This window comes from Erwinia sp. V71, from assembly GCF_965644245.1.
GTDB lineage: Bacteria > Pseudomonadota > Gammaproteobacteria > Enterobacterales > Enterobacteriaceae > Erwinia.
On sequence record NZ_CBFFRK010000016.1, the window covers coordinates 42974 to 62744 of the forward strand.

Below are 19771 nucleotides of genomic sequence, written 5' to 3' on the forward strand. Positions count from 1 at the left end.
TATGCAGCATCCCCCGCAGATTAAAAATCAACCCTTATTCTTGTTGTGATTAACTCTTGTGCCCTGAAGGAGCCGTACGATGGCCATTGATCCAACCCGTTTCTGTGTTAACCGTAAAATCGCGCCAACGCTCTCCCTTGAAGCGTTTTTCAAACTGGTACAGCGCGTCGGTTTGCATAAAGTTGAAATCCGTAACGATATGCCGGGTGGCAAAGTGACTGACAACCTGAGCCACGCGGAAGTGAAGGCGCTGGCGGAAAAATATGGTCTGGACATTGTCACCATCAACGCCGTCTATCCGTTTAACCAGATTAGCGACGCGCTGCTGGCGAAAACCGAAGGTCTGCTGAAAGATGCGCAGGGTGTGGGCGCGAAAGCGCTGGTGCTGTGTCCGCTGAATGATGGCACGCCAGTTTCCGCGCACGACACGCTCGCTGCGCTGAAAACCCTCGCGCCACTGTTTGCGAAGTATGGTGTGCAGGGACTGGTGGAGCCACTCGGCTTCCCGGTGAGTTCACTGCGTTCTGCCGCGCAGGCGCAGGCGCTGATCCGTGAAGCGCAGCTGCCGTTTAAGATTGTGCTGGATACCTTCCATCATCATCTGTACGAAAATGCAGAGCAGGAGTTTGCGGCTGTGGATGTGAATGGCATTGGCCTGGTGCATCTCTCTGGCGTGGAGGATGCGCGTCCGACCGCCGAACTGACCGATGAAGAGCGCATTATGCTGACTGAAGGCGACCTGCTGAACAGTGTGGCGCAGGTTAAGCGCCTGGAGAGCCGCGGCTATAAAGGTATCTACGCGTTTGAGCCGTTCTCTTCGGTACTGGAGAGCTGGAGCGAAGACGATATCGAGCGCGAAATTCGCCACAGTATTGAACTGTTGCAGGCCTGATAAGGTGGGTTCCCTCCCCCATGCCAGCCTTCCCCCGCGAGCGGGGGAAGGAGCATGCTTACCCCGCAGTCTCAGTGGTCGTTCTGAGCTGCATACGCAGCGTCACCAGCAGCGCCACACAGACCAGCAAACCGCTTAACAGATAAATCACCGGCACACCGGTATAGCTCATCAGGAAACCGGCCACCGGCCCGGTAATCCCCAGCGATAAATCCATAAAGGTGGTGTACGCCGCCAGCGCACTGCCCTGATTCTGCTGTGGCACCACTTTGACTGCCACCACGCCAATCGACGGGAACACCAGTGAGAAACCAGCCCCCGTCAGGAATGCGCCGAGATGCGCCATCCACGGTGCAAACGAGCCAGCCACCATAAACAGGCCAATCGCCTCCACCGCGAAGCAGCACATCGCCACTTTCAGCCCGCCATAGCGGTTAATGCTGTTGGGAAACAGCAGCCGCGTACCGACAAAGGCGGCGCTGAACATCGTCAGCGCAAACGCAGCGCCCTGCCAGCCTTTATCCTGATAGAACAGGGTGATAAAGGTGGCAATAACCCCAAAACCAGCCGATCCCATCGCCAGCAGCAGGCCAAAACCATAGATTTTACCCAGCACCGCGCGAAACGGCATCGGTTTGCCTTTGCTGCCCTTCACTGCCGGACGCCGCCATGCAAAAGCTATCGCGGTAACGATAATCGCCATGATCACCACCGACAGCAGCATCAGCCCGCCCGCGTGATAAATCACCACGCCAAGCGGCGCACCGATCGCCATGGCGCCGTAGGTACAGATACCGTTCCAGGAGATCACCCGGCCAATATGCAGTGAACCTACCGTCGCCACGCCCCATAGTGTCGACCCCGTCCCGGCAAAACTCTGACCGATGCCGAGAATCAGACGTCCGGCGCACAGCAGGGTCAGACTCAGCACGGGCCTGTCGAGGTTCAGTACCGCCAGCAGATAAAACAGCCCGCTCAGGAAACAGCCGCACAGCCCGAAAATCACGACATTCTTTGGCCCCCACAAATCCGCATAACGCCCGGCATAAGGGCGGCTGAGCAGCGTGGACAGATATTGCAGACTGATGACCAGACCTGCCCAGAAGGCGCTGAATCCCATCACATCATGGACATAGCCGGGCAGTACCGCGAGCGGCAGGCCGATGGTCAGATAACTGGCAAAATTGAAGATAACGGTGGAAACAATGCGCAGATTTAAGCGAAATCCGCTTTGGGCGGCTTCCGTTGCAGGTTGCTCGGACATGAAATTTAAAGCTCGCGTTCTGATTACAGGATGGGTGGCGCTGACATAACTATACACTCTAATTTCCGCTTGCGGGTCATACAAACGACCAATATTGCAGCTATCCTGCGGCTTCCTGCTGGTAAATCATCAGCTTAACGCCATTTACTGTACAGGGAATTATTTGAGGTGCGGCCCGGATAGCGCGCAATCAGGGGAAAACCGCGCCAGCACGAATGGCTGGCGCAGCAGTTACTCAGGATACTGCCGGTAAAACTGCAGCAAACTGGCGACCAGCGCCGACGGTGCTTCTTCCGGGATATAGTGGCCGGTCGCGGCGAATATCTGCCCCTCCACCCGTTGCGCCACGCGGCTCAGGGTAGTAAACAGCACATCGCCGACGCCCTGCTCCGCGCCGCCCGCCAGCACTGGCTGCGTCAGCTGGCGCGTGGCGCGCTGCTGGTTTGCCGCCAGCCCCTGTGGGCTAAATGCCGTGCGGTAATAACTGAGCGCTGCGCGAAGCGCTCCTGGCAGCTGATTCACCCGCACATACTCGTCAAGATCGGTGCTATCAATCGCCCAAAGCCTGCTGGCTTTGGCGGCAAACAGCCAGTTAAGAAATGCTTTCTCACGCCCGCTGAGTAAAATTTCCGGCAGATCGTCGAGACGGTTAAATGCAAAGTGCCACGATTTCACATTCGCTTCCGCTGACGGGATACCCGCAGGGGCAGGCGGCGTGATCCCCGGCAGCGCGGCATCAAACAACGCCAGCCGTTTCACATCCTGCGGCCAGTCACAGGCCAGCGCGTAGCCAATCCAGCTGCCGATATCGTGTCCCACTACATCCACACAACCGAGCCCTTCCGCAACGATCAGCTGATGAATATCCTGCGCCACGCTGGCCATATCATAGCCCTCAGCCGGATGCGCCGAATCCCCCATGCCGCGTGGGTCGATGGCAATCACCCGCCGCCCGGCAGCAACCAGCAGCGGCATCACATAACGCCAGGCGTACCAGCTCTGTGGCCAGCCTGGCAGCAGCAGCACCGGCTCTCCGCTGCCGCCGGTCACATAGTGCAAGCGTGTGCCATTGACCTGCAGAGAAGCATGGCGGAACTGCTGCCAGAAGGTTGCGGGGGCAAAAGGGGTGATTGCCGGGTCCGGCAGAGCACTATCAGGTTGCATGGCCTTTCTCCATTTCAGTTAATTAGAAAATGATCATTTCCAAATTGAGTAAAAAAACTCAGCCGAGCAGCGTCATCGCCGTTGCCACCAGCCGGTTAATCTCATCTTCGCCCGCACCGGTTTTACCCAGCACGCGCATGCCCTGGGTGATACATACCAGCATCCCGGCGACGGCCACGGCATCCACGGTTGCGGCAATCGTACCTTCCTGCTGCCCCTGTGCAATGCACTGCTGAAAACGCTGACGATAATGCGCTATCAGCTGTGCGATACGCGCAGCGATATCGGCATGGCTGCTCGCCAGTTCACTGGCACTGGCCACCACCAGACAGCCACGCTGTCCTGCCTGGCCGTAGCTGTACTCCGCATAGTGGCGCAGAATGCCTTCAATCTGCTCCCTGCCGCCCTTCAGTGGCGTCAGCCGCTGCGCCAGATGGGCACCACGCACCTGCAGATAGCGGTCAAACGCGGCCAGAAACAGCGCATGCTTGTCAGGAAACGCTTTGTATAAACTGCCTGCCGTAACGGCCATCGCCTGGCTCAGAGCGCTGATCGACGCGCCATGGTAGCCCTGCTCGCTGAACAGAGTGATGGCGCGATCCAGCGCCGCGTCGAGATCAAACTCACGCGGGCGTCCAGGACTGCGGCGGCTGGGGGATAAAGGTCGGTTCATCGTATGAATATAGGAAACGATCATTTCCCAATCAACTTATTTTTCTATGCAAATCAAATGACACAGAACGGTGCTATAAATGTAATCAATGAAGGCAACACTCATGTTATCCTGTTACATAGCGTAACGGAGGCGGAAACAAGGGGAATTGCAGTGCTGGCATCAATAAGAAAGCGACGCGAACGCAGCTGGCAGTTGCTGCTCGCCGCGGGTTTGCTACCGCTGATGCTGTGCCTGGTTTTCACTTATTTCGCCGCGCAGCAGCTGGAAAAACGCCAGCAGATCGGCACCGCGCAGGCCGTGTTAAGCCAGGCGGAAAGGATTAGCGATCTGGCGTGGGGTATGGTCGATTATCTGCAAACTTACGACCATCTCGCCTGCGATAGCGTCAGCAGTGAGATTCAGCGTGTTGGCTCCACCGCCGCGTATTTCCGTTCCGTCGGCCTGACCGCAGGCAATACCGTGCTCTGCTCCTCCGCTTATGGCCTGAATCCGGGCACCGTTAGCGTGATGATCCGCGATCCCAAAGCGCTGCCGCTGCCGCCCCAAATGAACAAATCTATTTCCGGCTCGTCCGGCGTCCCGGGGCGTCCGGCGGTGATCTTTTTCCGCCAGAAACCGTCAGGAGAAGGCGCGTTTGCCATGGTGGACGGGCAGTATCTGATCGACTTTATGCACGCTCTCGGTCAGCCGCGCGATTACCAGGTGTCACTGCAGTTTGATCATGGCTACATCATCAAAACCGGTCGCGCACAGCGTGACCAGCACTGGCTGTTCAGCACCCCGGTTTATCATATTTCCTCCACGCGTTATCCGATTGATATCAGCGTCGCCACACCGGTGTCTGAAGCGCTCAGCACCTGGCGTCAGGTGTTTCTCACTTTCCTGCCGATGGCGGCGATTCTGTCGCTGGTGCTGATGGCGCTGGCCAGCAACTGGCTGCGGCGCAAAATGTCGTACCAGGATGAAATCCGTCGCGGCATACGTAACCATGAATTTAGCGTCAATTATCAGCCCGTTTATGATGCTGAGCGCAGCCGTTGCGCGGGTGCTGAGGCGTTACTGCGCTGGCAGCGACCGGACGGCGAGTGGGTGCGTCCCGATATGTTTATCGCCGCCGCAGAAGCCGAAGGCATGATTATTCCGCTGACCCAGCATCTGCTGGAGCTGATTGCGGAGGATGTCGACCACTGGCCGGTGCCGCCGAATTTCCATCTCGGCATTAATGTGGCGGCCGAGCACCTGCAGCATCCGTGCTTTGTTGAAGACATTCGTCGTTTCGCTGCCAGACTGGCGCATAAGCCGCTGGTGATTATTCTGGAACTCACCGAGCGCAGTCTGATCAGCGAAGGTGAAGAGGTGGCGGCAAAACTGGCAACGCTGCGCCGTGAAGGCATCGAAATCGCCATTGATGATTTCGGCACCGGCAACTGCTCGCTCTCCTATCTGCAGACCTTCCAGCTCGATTATCTGAAAATCGACCGTGGTTTCATCAATGCCATCGAGTGCCTCGAGGGGGAAACGCCGGTACTGGATGCGATTATCAACCTCAGCCACAAGCTGAATCTGCAGATTCTCGGCGAAGGGGTGGAAACACCACTACAGTATCAGTATCTGAAAAATCATGGCGTTGCCTTTATCCAGGGATTCCTCTACGCCAGACCAATGAGTAATGAAGCTTTAATTCACTGGCTGCTGCAGGAAAATCGCCCACTGCCCGGTATTGTTACTCCTTGATATCTATCAGTTTTTCTCACCAGTTTTGTCAATTTCCGTAAACACGATATACTAATACCAGACGGATATCGTTTTACCGACACAAAAACCAGGTATTTTTCTCGCTATTTATGGCCTTTTGCCATACACAATTTTGCCTGCTGGCAACCTTATGCCGTGGGCCCTCCTTTTGGAAAACACATTAATACAGGGCGATTTATATGAAGCTACGTAGGAAGCGTGTAAAACCAATTCAGCTGGATGATGTCACTATCATCGACGACGCAAGGTTACGTAAGGCGATTACCGCCGCCTCTTTAGGCAACGCCATGGAGTGGTTCGACTTCGGCGTGTACGGCTTTGTGGCCTATGCTCTCGGTAAAGTCTTTTTCCCCGGTGCCGATCCGGGAGTGCAGATGATCGCCGCACTGGCGACCTTTTCCGTGCCGTTCCTTATCCGTCCGTTAGGCGGTGTGTTCTTTGGCGCGCTGGGCGATAAATATGGCCGGCAGAAAATTCTGGCGATCACCATTGTGATTATGTCGCTCAGTACCTTTGCCATCGGTCTGATCCCCTCCTATGAGTCCATCGGCATCTGGGCACCGATCCTGCTGCTGCTGGCAAAAATGGCCCAGGGCTTCTCGGTCGGTGGTGAATATACCGGTGCGTCGATCTTTGTCGCGGAGTATTCCCCGGACCGTAAACGCGGCTTTATGGGCAGCTGGCTGGACTTCGGTTCGATTGCCGGATTCGTGCTCGGCGCGGGTGTGGTGGTGCTGATCTCCACCATTATCGGTGAACAGAAATTCCTGGAATGGGGCTGGCGTATTCCGTTCTTCCTCGCTCTGCCACTGGGGATTATCGGCCTCTACCTGCGCCATGCGCTGGAAGAGACCCCGGCCTTCCAGCAGCATGTGGATAAACTGGAACAGGGCGACCGTGACGGCCTGCGTGAAGGCCCGAAAGTCTCGTTCAAAGAGATTGCGACCAAACACTGGAAAAGTCTGCTGAGCTGTATTGGCCTGGTGATTGCCACCAACGTCACCTACTACATGCTGCTGACCTATATGCCGAGCTACCTGTCGCACAACCTGCACTATTCGGAAGATCACGGCGTATTAATTATTATCGCCATCATGATCGGTATGTTGTTTGTGCAGCCGGTGATGGGTCTGCTCAGTGACCGTTTTGGCCGTCGTCCGTTTGTTATCTGCGGCAGCCTGGCGCTGATTATTTTCGCCATTCCGTGCTTTATGCTGATTAACAGTGATGTGATTGGCCTGATTTTCGCCGGTCTGCTGATTCTGGCGGTGATCCTCAACTCGTTCACCGGGGTGATGGCATCTACCCTGCCCGCGATGTTCCCGACGCATATCCGTTACAGCGCGCTGGCGAGTGCCTTTAATATTTCGGTGCTGGTTGCCGGTCTGACGCCGACCGCAACGGCCTGGCTGGTGGAAACCTCCGGCGACCTGTATATGCCCGCCTACTATCTGATGGTGGTGGCGCTGATTGGTCTGATCACCGGTTTCACCATGAAAGAGACGGCGAATAAACCATTGCGTGGTGCGACGCCGGCGGCGTCGGATCTGGCAGAAGCGAAAGAGATTCTGCAGGAGCATCACGACAATATCGAACAGAAGATCGAAGATATCACGGCTGAAATCGCTGAGCTGGAAGAAAAGCGTAAGCATCTGATTAATCAGCATCCGCGGATTAACGATTAACCGCCCCTTCCCCCGGGAAACGGGGGAAAGGTCGTGGTGGGGGAGGGGAGCAGACAGCACTCCCGCTTTGACGCTGTTTTTTTCAGCGCTGCGCTCACGCTCACAAACCGGCATCTTTCTCCCTCTGTTATCTGCTTTCCGTCCGTGATAATTTTCTATCAAACTGATAGAACGCAGATTGCTGATGAAACATACCACCATAAAAGATATTGCCCTTGCCGCAGGCGTCGGCGTGGCGACCGTGGACCGCGTGCTGAACCGGCGCGCACCTGTGCGCCAGGAAACTGAAAGCAAAGTGATCTCCGCCGCACAGCGCCTCGGCTACCGCTTCCCGCAGGGCTATACAACTGACATCCCCGCCCCCAGAACCGGAATAAAGATGAAAATGGCCTTTATCCTGCTGCCGGGTGATTACTCGTTTTATGGCCCGCTGCGCCAGCAGTTATTGCAGTATGCTGCCCCGTGGCATAGTGCGGATACGCCCCCCGAGTTCTGTTTTCATGCGATTAACGCGATTGAGGAAACCGCGGCGAAAATCCGCGAACTGGCGACGCGTGTCGATGTGATTGGCCTGGTGGCGCTGGATAATGCCTTAATCCGTCATGCGGTCGAGGAAGTGTCGCGCAAAGGCGTCAAAGTCTTCACGCTGTTTTCTGATCTGTCGCCCTGCGGCCATGCCGGTTACATCGGCCTCGACAACCGCAAAGCAGGCAGAACCGCAGGCTGGGCCGTCGAAAAGCTGGTGCGCAACAGCGGCGAAATTGGCATCATCATCGGCGATAATCAATTCTTGTGTCAGGAAACCTGCGAAATCAGTTTCCGTTCTTATCTGCGTGAATGCCACAGCGGACACAAAGTTCTCGAACCGGTGAAAAGCCATGAAACCATTGCAGGTGGCTACCAGGCCACGCAACAGCTGCTGCGTGACCATCCAAAGCTGGCCTGTATTTATGCCCCGTGCGGCGGCATTGAAGGCATGGTGGTGGCGCTGAAGGAGAGCGGCAGGCAGCAGGCCGTATCCCTGATTTGCCATGGTCCGTTTCAGGGCAGCCAGCTGGCGCTAATCAACAACGAAGTAGAACTGGTGATTCACCAGCGACTGGAAGAATTTTCCGCCGCGGTGATCGACTGTTTCCGCCAGAGTCTGCAACACCCCACCAGCGGATTTATTCATCACACTTTCAGCTTCGAACTGCTGACGCGCGAAAACGCCTGATCCCTGATGCTGCAAAGCTTGCAGCATCTTCTCACTCCCGTCCCAGCCTGATATTCGGGTCTTATCCCTGCCCTTTTTGATAGTTTTATATCATTTATAACTATCATAAATAATATGATCGCCATCAAAAAACAAACATTCCATCATTGATGGTTTTGAAATGTTTATTTAAAAATGCAGCAAAACGACAAACACAAAGGAACTCTGTATGACTATCCCTACGTTACGTCATAACCTGCAGTATGTGATGGCGATCTGCTGTGTTGCCGCGCTTGGCGGGTTGCTGTTCGGTTATGACTCTTCGGTTATCTCCGGCGCGATTGAACCTCTCAGTCACCACTATCAGCTCACCCCGGCAGAAACCGGCTGGGCGGTATCCAACGTGATCATCGGCTGTGTGATCGGCTGCCTGATCGCCGGGAATCTTGCCGATCGTTTCGGTCGCAAAAAGATCCTGATCCTGACCGCCATTCTGTTTATCGCCTCGGTGGTTGGCACCGCGCTGGCGCCAGACTTCACCACCTTTGTCGCTTTCCGTATCCTCGGTGGTCTCGGCATCGGTATCGCCTCGGTGGTCTCACCGGTGTATATCGCCGAAGTGGCACCCAAGGATTATCGCGGCCGCGCCATGACCATGCATATGATCTGCTGCGTCGGCGGTCAGGTACTGGTGCTGCTGACCAACTATCTGATTGCGAAAGATGCCTCGCAGGAGTGGCTGAACAGCACAGGCTGGCGCTGGATGCTCGGCTCGGCGTTTGTCCCCTGCGTGCTGTTCTTTATTTTCGTCGGCTTTATCCCGGAAACCCCGCGCTGGAACGTGATGGCGGGCCGCGATGAACAGGCACTGCGCACCCTGACGCGCATCTCCAGCGCGGAACACGCCCAGAGCGTATTGCGGGAAATCCAGCAGTCACTGCGCAGCCATCCTGAAGCCGGGCAGAAACCTGAAGCGGTGAAATTCACCCGTAAAAACATCATCTTCCTGGTGATTGGTATCGGTCTGGCAGTGTTTAACTAACTGACCGGCATCAACGTGATTCAGTATTTCGGTCCGTCGCTGCTGATGAATGTCACCGACAATATGCAGGATGCGATGTTTATGACCATCTGGCTGGCGGCACTGCAGTTTGTCGGCGTGATGGTTGGCATGATGCTGATTGACCGCGTCGGCCGCAAAATTCTGCTGCTGGTCGGCTCGCTCGGCTCCGCCGTCTGCCTGCTGGTGACCTTTGCCACCTTCTACTTCGGCGTCAAAGGCATTCCGTCGGTGATTGGCCTGTTCGGTTTTATGTTTATCTTCGGCGCGACCTGGGCTCAGGTGGTGTGGACGGTGATCGGCGAAATCTTCCCGAACCGTCTGCGTGCTGTCGGTATGGGCTTCTCCATCGGCGCGATGTGGATCTCCAACTTCCTCGTCAGTCAGACCTTCCCAATGATGAACCAGAACGCCTGGCTGAGCGAAAACTTCCACGGCGGCTTCCCGCTGCTGCTGTTCGCGGTCTGCTCCCTGATCTCCTGGTGGTTCGTTAACGCCTGCCTGCCGGAAACCAAAGGCGTGGCGCTGGAGAAAATGGAAGCGCTGGTGCTGGAACGTTTTGATGCAACCGCAGGCAAAAAAGAACGCCTGCATACTCACTGATAACCGGACAACAAACATGACCCTACATATTGCTAATGCGCCCTGCAGCTGGGGTGTCGATGACCCCAAAAACCCGCATCTGCCACCGTATCAAAAAGTGCTGCAGGAAGCGGCACAGGCGGGTTACCGCAGCATTGAACTCGGTCCGTGGAGCTATCTGCCCACTGACCACGCGAAACTGACCGCCGATCTGAACCAGCATGGCCTGTCGCTGGTGGCCGGAACGATTTTTGACGACCTGGTCAGCGAAGCGAATTTTGATTACATCGTGACGCTGACCCATAACATCTGCCGCACGCTGTCCGCCGTGCCGACCGCCGTGAAAACCCACGGCGACAACGCGCCTGCGCCATATCTGGTGATTATCGATTTTGGTAATGCCGAGCGCGCACGACTGGCAGGCCAGGTGGATAAAGCGCCACGGCTGAGCGATGCCGACTGGCAGCGTATGGTCCAGCACATCATCACTATCAGCAACATCGCGCAACACGAATATGGCGTGCGCCCGGTGATCCACCCGCACGCCGGTGGCTGCATCGAGTTTGCCGATGAGCTGGAAAAAATCGTCGCCGATATTCCCCACGATGGGGCCGGACTGTGCCTCGATACCGGACACCTGTACTACGCCAGCATGGACCCGGTGGCATCGCTGGACAAATACTTCGACCGCATCGACTACCTGCACTTTAAAGACGTCAACCAGCAGGTGTTCGACAGCGCACTGAAACGTGAACTGGATTTCTTCACCGCCTGCGCGGAAGGAGTAATGTGTCCGCTCGGGACGGGCGCCATTGACTACCCGGCAGTACGCGCCCTGCTGACCGCGCGCCACTACCAGGGGTGGATCACCATCGAACAGGAGCGCGATCCGCGCAATGTTGAAACCAGCCTGCGCGATGTCACCGCCAGCCTGAATTACCTGCAATCTGTTGGATTCTGAGAAGGGGCATATGATGATTAACGGCACTAAACCACTCGACAGGTCGCTGCGCTGGGGTATGGTCGGCGGCGGCGGCACCAGCCAGATTGGCTATATCCACCGTTCCGCCGCGCTGCGCGACAACACTTTTACCCTGGTGGCGGGCGCGTTCGATATTGATGCACAGCGCGGCAAAGCCTTCGGCAGCTCACTGGGCGTCGAGGCGTCACGCTGCTATCCCGACTATCAGACCCTGTTTGCTGAAGAGGCAAAACGCGCCGATGGCATTGAGGCAGTTTCGATCGCTACGCCAAACAATACCCACTTCGAAATTTGCCGTGCCGCTCTGGAAGCGGGCATCCATGTGGTGTGCGAGAAGCCACTCTGCTTCACCGGCGAAGAGGCGCAGATCCTGGAAGATCTCTGTGCCAGCAAGCGCAAGATCATTGGTGTGACTTACGGTTATGCCGGTCACCAGCTGATCCACCAGGCGCGCGAGATGATCGCCGAAGGGCTGCTGGGCGAGATCCGCATTATCAATATGTCGTTCGCTCACGGTTTCCACAATACAGCGGTGGAACTGGATAATCCGAGCACCAAATGGCGCGTCGATCCGCGTTTTGTCGGCCCGAGCTATGTGCTGGGCGATCTGGCGACGCATCCGCTGTTTATCGCCGAAACGATGGCACCGCACCTGAATGTGAAACGGCTGATGTGTTCCCGCCAGAGCTTTGTGAAGAGCCGTGCCCCGCTGGAAGATAACGCTTTTGTGCTGATGGAGTATGACAATGGCGCGGTCGGTTCGATGTGGTGCTCCGCCGTGAACTGCGGTTCGATGCACGGCCAGAAAGTACGCGTGATTGGTGAGAAAGCCAGCCTGGAGTGGTGGGACGAGCAACCTAACCAGCTGCGCTACGAAGTGCAGGGCGAACCGGTACAGATTCTGGAGCGCGGCATGGGCTATCTGAACCCGCGTGCGCTGGAAGAAGATCGCATCGGCGGCGGTCATCCTGAAGGACTGTTTGAAGCCTGGTCAAATCTGTACCGCCGCTTTGCCGTGGCGATGGATGCCACCGATCGCGGTGATGAACAGCTGCTGCGCGATCACTGGTATCCGGACGTGCATGCCGGTCTGATGGGCGTACGCTGGGTGGAGAACTGCGTGCGTTCGGCGGATAACGGCGCGAACTGGGTGGAGTTTCAGTAAAGCCAGCACCCTCCCCTGTCGTCCGGGGGAGGGGAACAGATCATCGGTCAGGGCCGCGATGCATTGACGGATGAGACAGCCTTCTGATTTTTAACCAGCGGGATAATCTGCCTTTGGGTAAGCGGAGCCAGATCGACATTTTCATCTTTCGATAAATCGAGCCAGATCACCTCTTCTATTTCGGCCGCAGGAATAACGGCATCTGCAGGTATACGGGCAGCAAAAATTTCGGCAACCAGTTTATGGCCCGGTTAATTTGCCGCTGTATCAGTAAACTGCCCGACAAAAGTCACATCCTGCTCTGCGACGTCAATCTGCAGTTCTTCACGCAGTTCACGTATCAGTGCTTTTTCCGCCCGCTCTCCCGCCTCAATCTTGCCACCCGGCTGCATAAAGCAGGTTGTATTACGTTTTCTTACCAGCAACATGCGCCCAGGCTCATCAGTGATGACTGCCGCAGCAATGTGAATCACTTTTTCTTCGTTCATGTTTTTCCTGCACGGAAATGTTAGCGGTGGAAAGGGCATTTCACTTTGTTTTTATTGAGAATAGTGAACAGCGCCATAAAGCTGTCAGCAACGTAATCAGGTGCCGATGAGGCCAGCCTTCCCTTGCTGTGAGCTCCCCATGTTACCGCACAGGTCGCCACTCCGGCATGGCAACGTCAGTTTTCTTACTGGTGATGATAGCAATTTTTTTACCCGCGTCATGTAATTCTTTCAGTAAATCAACGGCTACCAGATCGTGGTCACACGAAGAAAACAGACGCTATCACCAGCCACGTCGGGGGCTGACAGTTAACTGCCGACAGTATGGCGATACGCTCTCCCCTCCTGACTACACGATGTTTAGCGGGGGGAGAACGATTCCGGACGTAAATTCTGGCAACTTACAGCTTCTGATTCCGGTCAGCAAACTGCTGATAATTATTCTGATTAATCAGCTGATACGGTACCCAGTTATAGACTTCGGTTTTCTGATTCTCCAGCATCGCTTTGGTCACCTGCACCGCGCCTTTCGCCTGACCGGCGGCATCCTGGAAAATGGTCAGAGCCAGCTGGCCGTTTTTGACAAACTGCAGGCCGTCTGGCGTACCATCAATCCCCGCCACCACAATATGGCGATTTTTCGCCTGTGACAGCGCCATAATCGCACCAATCGCCATCTCATCATTATTAGCTGCAATGGCGTCAATCGGCGCACCGTTCAGTATCCAGCCAGAGACAATATCCACGGCTTCATTACGCTGCCATTTAGCCGTTTGTTTCTCCACCACCTTCATGTCCTTATATTTGGCAATGACCGCTTCCACCGCACGGGTACGCTCACGCGCTTCCTCGCTGGACAACGCACCAATCAGAATCGCCACATTACCCCGGTAGTTCATCTGCTTCGCCAGCGCTTCCATCTGCATTTCACCGCCCAGCGCCGAGTCGGACCCGACATAAGACATTTTGCCGCTCAGTTTCACTTCTGGTTTACGGTTGACGAAAATCAGCGGAATACTGGCACGCGTCGCCGCATCCATCATCGGTCTGACACCCTGGGTATCCACCGGATTAAGAATAATCGCGTCAACACCCTGATTAATAAAATCGTCCACCTGCTGCACCTGCAGCGCGACATCCCCTTTGGCATCAACAAACTGTCCGTCAAGCTGCTGTTTTTTCATTTCATCGATCATCTGCGTACGCAGAATAGAGACAAAATTGAGGTCAAAGTTCGCCAGCGCGCCCCCCACTCGCAGCTCTCTGGCCTGGCAGGTGAACGCCATCACGGCGCCGAACGCGATACACAGCATCGTTGTTATTTTCATGATTGTTTCCTGTAGGTTGAGGTCTTTATTGTTTTATGCAGGAGTACAACGACAGGTCAGAATGAGTCACCTCCGGATGCAAGGTGGCGGAGCGATCCGCCACCCTTCTGTGTTACAACGTAAAATGATCGCGGAACTGCGCTAACGCCGCTTCGCTGTCACCCTGTGCCCAGCCTTCCAGCGCCACCGTGCCGCGATAGTTCATCTCATGCAGCGTACGGGCAATCGCGTGGTAGTTAATTTCCCCCGTTCCCGGCTGGCAGCGGCCCGGCACATCCGCCACCTGAATCTCTCCGATGGCGCTGCCGCTGCGTTTCAGCAGTTCGATCAGGTTGCCCTCGCCGATTTGTGCGTGATAAAGGTCGAGATTCATTTTGCACGCCGGGCTGTTGACCGCTTCCACCAGCGCCAGCGTGTCGCAGGCGCGGGCAAACGGCGTACCGGGATGATCCACCGCGGTATTGAGGTTTTCGAGGGTAAACACTTTGCCCGCGTTTTCCCCCAATGCCGCCAGCTGACGCAGCGTCTGGCAGGCGGTTAACCACATCGCGCCACTGACCACTTCCACTGGTTTGACCGGCAGGCCTTTATCATCCAGCCCGGTGCCGTGCAGATTCAGTACCGGACAATTCAGCCGCTGCGCCACCGCCAGCGACTCCTGCGCCGTGTTCAGCAGCGCATCAATCTGATCGTCATCGGTCAGATTGCCGGACAGATAGCCGGTCATGGAGGTGAAACGCGCCCCCGTCGCCACCAGCGCATCAATATCTTTATTCGCCCAGTTCCAGATTTCGACGCCAAAACCCAGCTGATGAATACGTTTCACGCGCTCGATAAACGGCAGATCGAGAAAAACCATCTCAGCGCAAACAGAAAGTGTGTAACTCGCCATCTTTTATCCTCGTAACGCGACAGGTTTGCCCTGCTGCACGGACGCAATACAGGCCAGTGCAATTTCCAGAGCATTGCGGGCATCTTCACCTGTGGCGCGCGGCTGCGCACCGGTGCGGATGCAGTCAACAAACTCAGTCAGCTCCGCGACATAGGCATCGCGCAGCAAATCAGTGTCCTGACGTGAAGTATCGACCGAAATGCCATGCTGGTCGTAGCGCACGCAGTTATTCAGATTGATATTGCCCGCCTGCAGCATACCCGCGCTGCCAAACACTTCGCCGCGTACGTCATAGCCATACACCGCCTGGAAGTTGGCTTCCGCGGTGGCAATCGCGCCGTTATCGAAGCGGATGGTCACCACTGAGGTATCCAGCAGCCCTTTATCTTTAAAATCCGGGCGTACCAGCGCATCGGCAAGGGCATACACTTCCACCGGCTTCGCGCCACGATTAAAAGTGCAGCAGGGTGTCGAAGTCATGGATCAGGGTTTCGAGGAAAATGGTCCACTGCGGGATCGGTGCCGGGTCGCGCAACTGCGGATCACGCGTCACCGAACGCGACAGCTGCACCGTACCCAGCTTCCCGGCGGCGATCGCTTCCAGCGCGGCCGCGAAACCGGAAACAAAACGCCGGTTAAAGCCCACCTGCAACACCACACCCGCCTGACGCGCCGCCTGAATCGCCTTATCCGCCTCTTCCAGCGTCACCGCCATCGGCTTTTCACAGAACACATGCTTACCGGCACGCGCCGCAGCCACCACCAGTTCAGCATGAGTACGCGCAGGCGCAGCAATCACTACCGCATCAATCTCGCGGTCTTCCAGCATCGCCTGTGGCTCGGTGAAGTATTTTTCCGCGCCCAGCGCTGCCGCCAGTTTTTGCGCCGCGCCCGGCACTGGATCGGCCACTGCCGCTAAGGAAGGTGCGATTAATTCGATGGGAACCATTTTTTCGTCCTGTCATCGTATGGTAAATGAACAAAGAACCGCCCAAAACACTGAAAACGATAGATGAACGGCAATCATTGTAGTCATGAACAGAACTTTGAATGATTAAATCGCACCTTCCTTAGTTCAGTACGGTACTGATGGCATGTTTTTTTCAGTAACAATGACAGCAATAACGCTTTGAAAGAATAATGTGACAGTTATATGACAAAAAATAATACAGCTCTGCTGCTGATTAATAAAAAGGCGCGTAAAGGGAATACGAATACAACCAATATTCGCCAGCTATGTGAAGAACAGGGGTTAGCGGTGATTGAACCGGAATACCAGCCAGGCCGCTCGATCAGCGATACCATCATGGCGTATGCCAGCGAAGTCGACCGGGTGATCATTGGCGGTGGCGATGGCACGCTGAATAACGCCGCTCCCGCGCTGCTGGCCACGCAACTGCCGCTGGGGATTCTGCCACTGGGCACCGCCAACGATCTGGCGCGCACCCTGCAGATTCCCGGCGATATTCGTCAGGCGATTCGCCTGATCGCCGCCGGAAACACCCGCAAAATCGATCTGGGCGACGTCAATGATCGTCTGTTCTTTAACGTCTCCAGTATTGGTTTTTCCGCCTCCCTGGCACGCAATCTGACGGCGGAATCGAAGAAAAAATGGGGCACGATAGGCTATGCGCTGGCGGCGTTTCGCATTCTGAAACAGAGCCGACCGTTCAGCGCCATCATCGAACATAATGGCGTAGCGACCAGGGTGAAAACGGTACAGATCTCGGTCGGCAACGGGCGCTATTACGGCGGTGGGATGACGGTGGAGCAGAATGCCGCACCAGATGATGGTCGCCTCGATGTTTACAGCCTGGAAATTTCCCACTGGTGGGAAATGCTGATGCTGTTCCCGTTTCTGCGCCGCGGCACCCATGGCCGCTGGCGGAAAGTGAGAGCCTTTTCAGCTACCTCACTGATCGTTGATACCCGTCGGCCGCATCTGATTAATGCCGATGGCGAGTTGATTGGTAAAACACCCGCACACTTCTCTATCAGGAAGAAGTGTGTGGCGGTGTTTGTGCCTTAAATCGCTTTCCAGCCTGACTAACGTTTTTGACGATCCAAAACGAAGGGCGCTTAGCGCCCTTTCTTCTTGCGTCCTGGCTGGGTAAAGCGCTTGCGCGATGCCCCTTTGTTATCCGGTTTTTCCGCATACTTTGGCCCGCCGATGGCTGGCTTTTTCGCGGTGGCAGACTTCGGCTTCGCCTGCTTTTTCTGCGCGTTTTTGTCTTCCGATGAGGAGCCTTCAATCAGCTTAAACAGCTCAATCAGTTCATCATCGGTGAGATCGCGCCACTCGCCCGGCGGAATACCTTTCAGGCTGACATTCATGATGCGCGTGCGTTCGAGCTTAGTGACTTCGTAGCCAAAGTGCTCACACATACGGCGGATCTGACGGTTCAGCCCCTGCACCAGTGTGATACGAAATACAAACGGCGCTTCTTTCTTCACTTTGCATTTTTTGGTCACCGTGCCCAGCATCGGCACTCCAGCGCCAAGACCATGAATAAACTCGTCCGTCACCGGTTTGTTGACCGTGACCACGTACTCTTTTTCATGGTCGTTACCGGCACGCAGGATCTTATTCACCAGATCACCGTGGTTGGTGAGGAAAATCAGCCCCTGCGAATCTTTATCCAGACGGCCAATCGGGAACACACGGGCGCTGTGATTGACAAAATCAACGATGTTGTCCTTTTCGCCCTCTTCCGTGGTGCTGACAATGCCCACCGGTTTATTCAGCGCGATCAGCACCAGGTCTTCTTCGTTACGCGGCTCAATCAGCTGACCATTCACTTTCACCACATCACCGGCAAACACCTGATCGCCAACCGAGGCACGTTTACCGTTAATAAACACGTTACCCTGTTCGATGTAGCGGTCGGCATCACGGCGCGAGCAGATTCCGCTCTCGCTAATGTATTTGTTCAGGCGAATAGATGAGTTGGTCAGCATGGTTCCTCCGTAAAACGCGGACTATAGCTTAACGCTGGCGGATTGCGAAGATGGGTGATAGCGAAACGTGATTTTTTCCCTGTGGCAGAAGCCACCTCATATCACCTGACAGAATCCACTATCGCTGATAACTGATTTTAATCAGTGTCCCGGTATGATGCCCGACTGGCCATGGCGACACTTCCACATAGACTTTATCGCGAAATGTTAACGGAAACCCCTCTACCGTACTGGCCTCCTGCTGAAGATAAATAACAGACGCCTCCGACTGATGTTTCTGATAAGCAGGCAACATTTTGTCGTAATACGCAACGACACGATTGATCTCATCTGCTGAGATCAGCACGGAGAAAGGCAGAGAAGGACGCTGATCGTCAAAAGCCATGCCATTATAGCGATTAAAGACCAATACAGCCGGGACATAAACAGGCAAAGAGATCATGCTGACCAGCTCAGGGCGAGAATATTTCGCCGGAACACCCATTTGTGTGGCCAGTGAGGTACTGGCATCATCAATCGCAGCAGCCTGTACACCGCCCATGCTCAGAAAAAGCATTAACCCCATCACTGCTACCCTGCAAAACACGTGAAAACCAGACATACCACCCTCACCTCGAATGAAAAGAGAGCATATTTCTCAATATGCTCTCAGCAGGAAAAAATGCGTTGACGGTTATTTGCTCTCTTGCATGTAATTTTCCTTAATATACTGCTGCGTTTTTTCCATCGCTTCGCTCATCTTTTCCACTTTCTCCGCTTTGCCAGGATTGTCTGGCAGGAAACCAACATATTTATCTTTTGGTCCGTATGGACGCATCCAGTTGGCCGGGAAGTCAGCAGATTTAACGCCATTGCCATTATCGCTGTAACGCTGAACGATACCTTCAGACAGTTTCGCGTTGTAAGGAATCACGTTGGCACCTTTGTGATCAGCAAGTTTTTTGAACAGTTCATTACGCAGGGATTGCTTAACTTTAATCACTTCAGGATCAGTCGAGTTGATCAGGTTCTTCATTTCTTTAGGATCATTTTTCAGATCATAAAGCTCTTCCGTATCCCAGATGCCGTAATAGGTAATGTATTTATACTGCTCACCACGGATGGCAAAGGTCGTTGGCGTGTAAGGGAAGTTATATTCCCAGAAATACTCATAGACAAAGGTTGAGCTTCTGGCTTCTTTCGGTGTCTTACCACTTCCCAGCGCAAGGAAGCTGGAACCGTCATAATCTTTCGGCTTTTCAATCCCTGCCGCATCGAGGATAGTCGGAGCGATATCAATATTGGCGACAATATCACTGACCACACGTCCTTTATCAAATCCAGGACCCGCCGCAAGTAATGGCACACGGATGGATTCCTCATACGCATTACGCTTATCAATCAGGCCATGTTCACCAAACATAAAGCCGTTATCACCCATCACCATGATAACCGTGTTTTTATCAAGACCATGCTGTTTCAAATATTGCCGTACGCGGCCGACACTATCATCAACTGACATCAACGTTTCATAGTAGCTTTGCAGCCACTCGTTGTAGTTGAGATTCTCGGTCGTGACGCAGACTTAGTGTTGTTGTACTCTTTGCCCTTTGGATGATTGATGGCAACGATTGATGTGGTTTGTCCCCGTTGCTCTGAAACTCAGGGGGTTATCCGGAACGGCCATTCCAGTTCAGGGGCGCAGC

General features: G+C 54.9%; 17 protein-coding genes and 2 pseudogenes. 9 read left to right on the plus strand and 10 right to left on the minus strand.

Going from position 1 to position 19771, the window contains the following annotated elements:
• The first annotated feature begins 79 nt into the window (after positions 1-79).
• Positions 80-892 (plus strand): TIM barrel protein, encoded by an 813-nt coding sequence (locus tag ACSZO1_RS05995; protein WP_437610512.1) that lies wholly within the window; start codon positions 80-82, stop codon positions 890-892.
• 58 nt (positions 893-950) lie between these two features.
• Here the strand turns inward: ACSZO1_RS05995 and ACSZO1_RS06000 are convergent, their stop codons facing one another.
• From ACSZO1_RS06000 to ACSZO1_RS06010, 3 genes are all read right to left on the minus strand, one after another.
• On the minus strand, positions 951-2156 hold the full coding sequence (locus ACSZO1_RS06000; RefSeq protein WP_437610514.1) for an MFS transporter: 1206 nt from the start codon (positions 2154-2156) through the stop codon (positions 951-953).
• 231 nt (positions 2157-2387) lie between these two features.
• Positions 2388-3320, minus strand: coding sequence for an alpha/beta fold hydrolase (locus ACSZO1_RS06005; protein WP_437610516.1), 933 nt, complete (start codon positions 3318-3320; stop codon positions 2388-2390).
• A 58-nt stretch (positions 3321-3378) separates the two neighbouring features.
• Positions 3379-4017, minus strand: coding sequence for a TetR/AcrR family transcriptional regulator (locus ACSZO1_RS06010; protein WP_437610518.1), 639 nt, complete (start codon positions 4015-4017; stop codon positions 3379-3381).
• A gap of 129 nt (positions 4018-4146) precedes the next feature.
• On the opposite strand from ACSZO1_RS06010, the gene ACSZO1_RS06015 reads away from it, so the two are divergent.
• The 6 genes and pseudogenes from ACSZO1_RS06015 to ACSZO1_RS06040 all read left to right on the plus strand — a co-directional run bounded on the left by ACSZO1_RS06015 (position 4147) and on the right by ACSZO1_RS06040 (position 12420).
• Positions 4147-5730 carry an EAL domain-containing protein gene (locus ACSZO1_RS06015; protein WP_437610520.1) on the plus strand — a complete coding sequence of 528 codons (1584 nt, stop codon included), beginning with the start codon at positions 4147-4149 and terminating at the stop codon, positions 5728-5730.
• A 200-nt stretch (positions 5731-5930) separates the two neighbouring features.
• Positions 5931-7436 (plus strand): glycine betaine/L-proline transporter ProP, encoded by a 1506-nt coding sequence (gene proP, locus ACSZO1_RS06020; RefSeq protein WP_437610522.1) that lies wholly within the window; start codon positions 5931-5933, stop codon positions 7434-7436.
• A 184-nt stretch (positions 7437-7620) separates the two neighbouring features.
• Positions 7621-8652, plus strand: a complete 1032-nt coding sequence (locus ACSZO1_RS06025; protein WP_437610524.1) for a LacI family DNA-binding transcriptional regulator — start codon at positions 7621-7623, stop codon at positions 8650-8652.
• Positions 8653-8860: 208 nt separating this feature from the next.
• A pseudogene (locus tag ACSZO1_RS06030) lies at positions 8861-10294 on the plus strand (sugar porter family MFS transporter).
• A 16-nt stretch (positions 10295-10310) separates the two neighbouring features.
• Entirely contained in the window at positions 10311-11234 is a 924-nt protein-coding gene (locus ACSZO1_RS06035; protein ID WP_437610526.1) for a TIM barrel protein, read from the plus strand.
• Between the two features lie 13 nt (positions 11235-11247).
• The gene (locus ACSZO1_RS06040) at positions 11248-12420 is read left to right on the plus strand and encodes a Gfo/Idh/MocA family protein (RefSeq protein WP_437610528.1); all 1173 of its coding nucleotides are present in this window, start codon (positions 11248-11250) and stop codon (positions 12418-12420) included.
• Between the two features lie 251 nt (positions 12421-12671).
• Here ACSZO1_RS06040 and ACSZO1_RS06045 read toward each other — a convergent pair whose 3' ends face one another.
• From ACSZO1_RS06045 to ACSZO1_RS06060, 4 genes and pseudogenes are all read right to left on the minus strand, one after another.
• On the minus strand, positions 12672-12908 hold the full coding sequence (locus tag ACSZO1_RS06045) for an NUDIX hydrolase (protein WP_437610530.1): 237 nt from the start codon (positions 12906-12908) through the stop codon (positions 12672-12674).
• A gap of 401 nt (positions 12909-13309) precedes the next feature.
• Positions 13310-14236: a substrate-binding domain-containing protein gene (locus ACSZO1_RS06050; RefSeq protein WP_437610532.1), complete on the minus strand. Its 927-nt coding sequence runs from the start codon at positions 14234-14236 to the stop codon at positions 13310-13312.
• Between the two features lie 112 nt (positions 14237-14348).
• The gene (locus tag ACSZO1_RS06055; RefSeq protein WP_437610534.1) at positions 14349-15128 is read right to left on the minus strand and encodes a TIM barrel protein; all 780 of its coding nucleotides are present in this window, start codon (positions 15126-15128) and stop codon (positions 14349-14351) included.
• Between the two features lie 3 nt (positions 15129-15131).
• Positions 15132-16047 (minus strand): annotated as a pseudogene (locus ACSZO1_RS06060) (Gfo/Idh/MocA family oxidoreductase); the annotation flags it as partial.
• A gap of 234 nt (positions 16048-16281) precedes the next feature.
• Here ACSZO1_RS06060 and ACSZO1_RS06065 point away from each other — a divergent pair.
• Positions 16282-17157, plus strand: a complete 876-nt coding sequence (locus ACSZO1_RS06065) for a lipid kinase (RefSeq protein ID WP_437610536.1) — start codon at positions 16282-16284, stop codon at positions 17155-17157.
• A 50-nt stretch (positions 17158-17207) separates the two neighbouring features.
• Here the strand turns inward: ACSZO1_RS06065 and rluF are convergent, their stop codons facing one another.
• From rluF to ACSZO1_RS06080, 3 genes are all read right to left on the minus strand, one after another.
• Complete coding sequence (gene rluF / locus ACSZO1_RS06070; RefSeq protein WP_437610538.1) at positions 17208-18086, minus strand: 23S rRNA pseudouridine(2604) synthase RluF; 879 nt, start codon at positions 18084-18086, stop codon at positions 17208-17210.
• A 118-nt stretch (positions 18087-18204) separates the two neighbouring features.
• On the minus strand, positions 18205-18651 hold the full coding sequence (locus tag ACSZO1_RS06075) for a hypothetical protein (RefSeq protein ID WP_437610540.1): 447 nt from the start codon (positions 18649-18651) through the stop codon (positions 18205-18207).
• 108 nt (positions 18652-18759) lie between these two features.
• Positions 18760-19611 (minus strand): sulfatase/phosphatase domain-containing protein, encoded by an 852-nt coding sequence (locus ACSZO1_RS06080; RefSeq protein WP_437610542.1) that lies wholly within the window; start codon positions 19609-19611, stop codon positions 18760-18762.
• Positions 19612-19686: 75 nt separating this feature from the next.
• Here ACSZO1_RS06080 and ACSZO1_RS06085 point away from each other — a divergent pair.
• A partial coding sequence (locus tag ACSZO1_RS06085) for an IS1 family transposase (RefSeq protein WP_437610544.1) occupies positions 19687-19771 on the plus strand: 85 nt, incomplete at its 3' end.

Bases quoted from the DNA above. Each gene is read 5' to 3' on its own strand.
- ACSZO1_RS06065 (WP_437610536.1), top strand. From the start codon at position 16,282: ATGACAAAAAATAATACAGCTCTGCTGCTGATTAATAAAAAGGCGCGT.
- rluF (WP_437610538.1), bottom strand. From the start codon at position 18,086: ATGCTGACCAACTCATCTATTCGCCTGAACAAATACATTAGCGAGAGC.
- ACSZO1_RS06055 (WP_437610534.1), bottom strand. From the start codon at position 15,128: ATGGCGAGTTACACACTTTCTGTTTGCGCTGAGATGGTTTTTCTCGAT.
- ACSZO1_RS06025 (WP_437610524.1), top strand. From the start codon at position 7,621: ATGAAACATACCACCATAAAAGATATTGCCCTTGCCGCAGGCGTCGGC.
- ACSZO1_RS06005 (WP_437610516.1), bottom strand. From the start codon at position 3,320: ATGCAACCTGATAGTGCTCTGCCGGACCCGGCAATCACCCCTTTTGCC.
- ACSZO1_RS05995 (WP_437610512.1), top strand. From the start codon at position 80: ATGGCCATTGATCCAACCCGTTTCTGTGTTAACCGTAAAATCGCGCCA.
- ACSZO1_RS06000 (WP_437610514.1), bottom strand. From the start codon at position 2,156: ATGTCCGAGCAACCTGCAACGGAAGCCGCCCAAAGCGGATTTCGCTTA.
- ACSZO1_RS06010 (WP_437610518.1), bottom strand. From the start codon at position 4,017: ATGATCGTTTCCTATATTCATACGATGAACCGACCTTTATCCCCCAGC.
- ACSZO1_RS06050 (WP_437610532.1), bottom strand. From the start codon at position 14,236: ATGAAAATAACAACGATGCTGTGTATCGCGTTCGGCGCCGTGATGGCG.
- ACSZO1_RS06075 (WP_437610540.1), bottom strand. From the start codon at position 18,651: ATGGGGTTAATGCTTTTTCTGAGCATGGGCGGTGTACAGGCTGCTGCG.
- ACSZO1_RS06040 (WP_437610528.1), top strand. From the start codon at position 11,248: ATGATTAACGGCACTAAACCACTCGACAGGTCGCTGCGCTGGGGTATG.
- ACSZO1_RS06045 (WP_437610530.1), bottom strand. From the start codon at position 12,908: ATGAACGAAGAAAAAGTGATTCACATTGCTGCGGCAGTCATCACTGAT.
- ACSZO1_RS06035 (WP_437610526.1), top strand. From the start codon at position 10,311: ATGACCCTACATATTGCTAATGCGCCCTGCAGCTGGGGTGTCGATGAC.
- proP (WP_437610522.1), top strand. From the start codon at position 5,931: ATGAAGCTACGTAGGAAGCGTGTAAAACCAATTCAGCTGGATGATGTC.